General features: G+C 71.7%; 1 protein-coding gene. It reads left to right on the top strand.

The annotated features are described in order from the left end of the window. Positions 1-13: 13 nt before the first annotated feature. A partial coding sequence (locus Sru01_RS34935; RefSeq protein ID WP_203995144.1) for a beta strand repeat-containing protein occupies positions 14-3,611 on the top strand: 3,598 nt, incomplete at its 3' end.

Here is a 3,611-nt window from a genome sequence, read left to right as displayed (position 1 = left end):
AGGTGGCACGCTGGTGAACTCCAACCCCTCCAGCGCCACCGTCACCGTCACCCCGCTGCCCGGCCTCGCCCTGCTCAAGACCGCCGCGCCGAGCACGGTGGGCGCGGCCGGCCGGACCGTGACCTACTCGTTCCAGGTGACCAACACCGGCAACACCGTACTGACCTCGTTGAGCGTGGCCGACACGGTGTTCACCGGGACCGGTACGCCGCCGGTGATCACCTGTCCGGTGACCACGCTGACCCCCGGCCAGGTGACCACCTGTACCGGCACCTACGTGACCACCCAGCCGGACGTGGGCAACGGCGGGGTGCTGAACACCGCGGTGGCGACCGGTACCCCGCCGAGCGGGCCGCCGGTGAACTCGCCGCCGTCCTCCGCGACGGTGACCATCCCGTCCACGCCCCGCCTGGACCTGCAGAAGACGGCCGCGCCGGCCACGGTCACCGAGGCCGGGCAGACGGTCACCTACTCGTACCGCATCGTGAACAGCGGCAACCGGACGATGAACGGCATCGGTGCCATCGACACCGCGTTCTCCGGGACCGGTACGCCGCCGGTGATCACCTGTCCGGTGTCCACACTGGCGCCGAACACGTCCACCACCTGCACCGGGACGTATGTGGTGACGCAACTCGACATCGACACCGGCACGGTGGTGAACACCGCCCGCGCCTTCGGCACCCCGCCGGGCGGCCCGTTGGTGGTCTCCGATCCGTCCACCGCCACCGTCACCGCCGAGAGCACGCCCAGCCTGGCCCTGCTGAAGACCGCGTCGCCGAGCACGGTGGCCGCCGCCGGGCTGACGGTCTTCTACTCCTACCAGGTGACCAACACCGGCAACACCACGCTGCTCGCGCTGAGCGTGGCCGACACCTCGTTCACCGGCACCGGCCCGCCGCCGGTGATCACCTGCCCGGTGACGGTCCTGCTGCCGGACGAGGTGACCACCTGCACCGGCACGTACGTCACCACCCAGGCCGACGTGAACGCCGGCTCGATCGTGGACGCCGCGGTCGCCACCGGCACCACGGCGGGCGGCGTGCCGGTCGCCTCCGGCCCGTCCATCGCGACGGTGACCATCCCGTCGTTGCCGCACGTCGAGCTGCTGAAGACCGCCTTCCCGTCGTCGCTGACCGCGGCCGGCCAGGTGATCACCTACTCATTCCGGGTGACCAACACCGGTAACACCACGCTGACCGGGGTGACCGTGGCGGACGTCGCGTTCTCCGGCACCGGTACGCCGCCGGTGATCACCTGTCCAGTGACCACGCTGACCCCGGGCCAGGTGGTCACCTGCACCGGCACATACGTGGTGACCCAGGAGGACGTCAACTCCGGTGCGCTGATCGACACCGCGCTGGCCACCGGTACCCCGCCGACCGGCGGGCCGGTCACGTCCGACCCGTCGACGGCCACCGTCAGCGGGGAACCCGCCCCGCACATGGAACTGCAGAAGACGGTGTTCCCCAGCACGCTGACCTTCGCCGGCCGCACGGTGACCTACTCCTACACCGTCACCAACACCGGGAACGTGACGCTCACCGCGCTGAGCGTGGCCGATACCGCGTTCTCCGGGACCGGCACGCCGCCGGTCATCACCTGCCCGGTGACCTCGCTGGACCCAGGGGTGTCCACCACCTGTACCGGCACGTACGTGACCACCCAGGCCGACGTGGACGCCGGCGCGGTCATCAACACCGCGCTGGCCACCGGTACCCCGCCGGTCGGCGGGCCGATCACTTCCGACCCGGCCACCGCGACATTGACCTTCCTGTCCGCGCCGAGCATGGCGCTGAGCAAGTCGGCGTCGCCGCCCACGGTCACCGCGGCGGGGCAGACCGTCGTCTACTCGTACGCCGTCGCCAACACCGGCAACACCACCCTGACCGGGGTGACAGCCACCGACACCGCGTTCTCCGGGACCGGCACGCCGCCGGTGATCACCTGTCCGGTGACCACGCTGGCGCCGCAGGCGGCCACCACGTGCACCGGGACGTACGTGGTGACCCAGGCCGACATCAACGCGGGCTCGGTGGTGAACACCGCGGTGGCCTCGGGCACCCCGCCGGAGGGCCCGGCGATCTCGTCGCCGCCGTCGACGGCCACCGTCACCGTCCCGCCGCTGCCGAGCATCGGCCTGCTGAAGACGGCCTTCCCGAGCACGATCTCCAATGCCGGGCGGCCGATCACCTACTCCTACACCGTCACCAACACCGGCAACACCACGCTGACCAACGTGGCCGCCGCGGACACCGCGTTCTCCGGCACCGGCCCGCCGCCGGTGGTCAACTGCCCGGTGACCACGCTGGCACCGCAGGCGTCCACCACCTGTACCGGCACCTACGTGACCACCCAGGCCGACCTGGACGCGGGCGTGGTGGTGAACACCGCGGTGGCCACCGGCACCCCGCCGCAGGCACCGCCGATCACCTCGCCGCCGTCCACCGTGACGGTCACCATGAACTACCTGCCGAGCCTCGCGCTGAGCAAGTCGGCGTCGCCGGTGACCGTCACCCAGGCGGGGCAGACGGTCACTTACTCGTACGCCATCGTGAACACCGGTAACAAGACGCTGACCGGGGTGACCGCGGCCGACACCGCGTTCTCCGGGACGGGGACGCCGCCGGTGATCACCTGTCCGGTGACCACGCTGGCGCCGGGCGCGACCACCACCTGTACCGGGACGTACGCGGTGACCCAGGCGGACATCGACGCCGGTGCGGTGGTGAACACCGCGGTGGCCCGCGGCACCCCGCCGACCGGGCCGGTGATCTCGTCGGCGCCGTCGACGGCCACCGTCACCGCCCCGCCGCAGCCGGGCATCAGCGTGCTGAAGACCGCCTCGCCGAGCACGGTGGGCGGCGCCGGGACCACCATCACCTACTCCTTCCAGGTGACCGACACCGGGAACACCACGCTGACCGGGGTGAGCGTGGCCGACACGGCGTTCTCCGGGACGGGCCCGCCGCCGGTGATCACCTGTCCGGTGACGACCCTGGAGCCGGGGGAGAGCACCACCTGTACCGGCACCTACGTGACCACCCAGGCGGACGTGGACTCCGGTGCGCTGGTGGACACCGCGGTCGCCACCGGTACGCCGCCGGAGGGCCCGCCGATCACCTCGCCGCCGTCGACGGTGACGGTGACGATCCCCCCGGCGCCGAGTCTGGCGCTGAACAAGTCGGCGTCGCCGGCGACCGTCACCGCGGCCGGGCAGACCGTCACCTACTCGTACGCCATCGTCAACACCGGCAACACCACGCTGACCCAGGTGACCGCGGCCGACACCGCGTTCTCCGGCACCGGGACGCCGCCGGTGATCACCTGCCCGGTGACCACCCTGGCGCCGCAGGCGGGCACCACCTGCACCGGCACCTACGTGGTGACGCAACTCGACATCGACGCGGGCGTGGTGCTGAACACCGCGGTGGCCTCGGGCACTCCGCCGGAGGGGGCGCCGATCACTTCGGCGCCGTCGACGGCGACCGTGACCGCAGCGTCGCTGCCCAGCGTCAGCCTGCAGAAGACGGCCCAGCCCAGCACGGTGGCCGGTGCGGGGTTGCCGGTGGTCTACCACTACCGGGTGACCAACACCGGGAACACCACGC

It is taken from the genome of Sphaerisporangium rufum (genome assembly GCF_016863395.1).
GTDB lineage: Bacteria > Actinomycetota > Actinomycetes > Streptosporangiales > Streptosporangiaceae > Sphaerisporangium > Sphaerisporangium rufum.
Note: the sequence above shows the minus strand (reverse complement) of the source record. Positions and strands in the feature narration are given on the sequence as shown.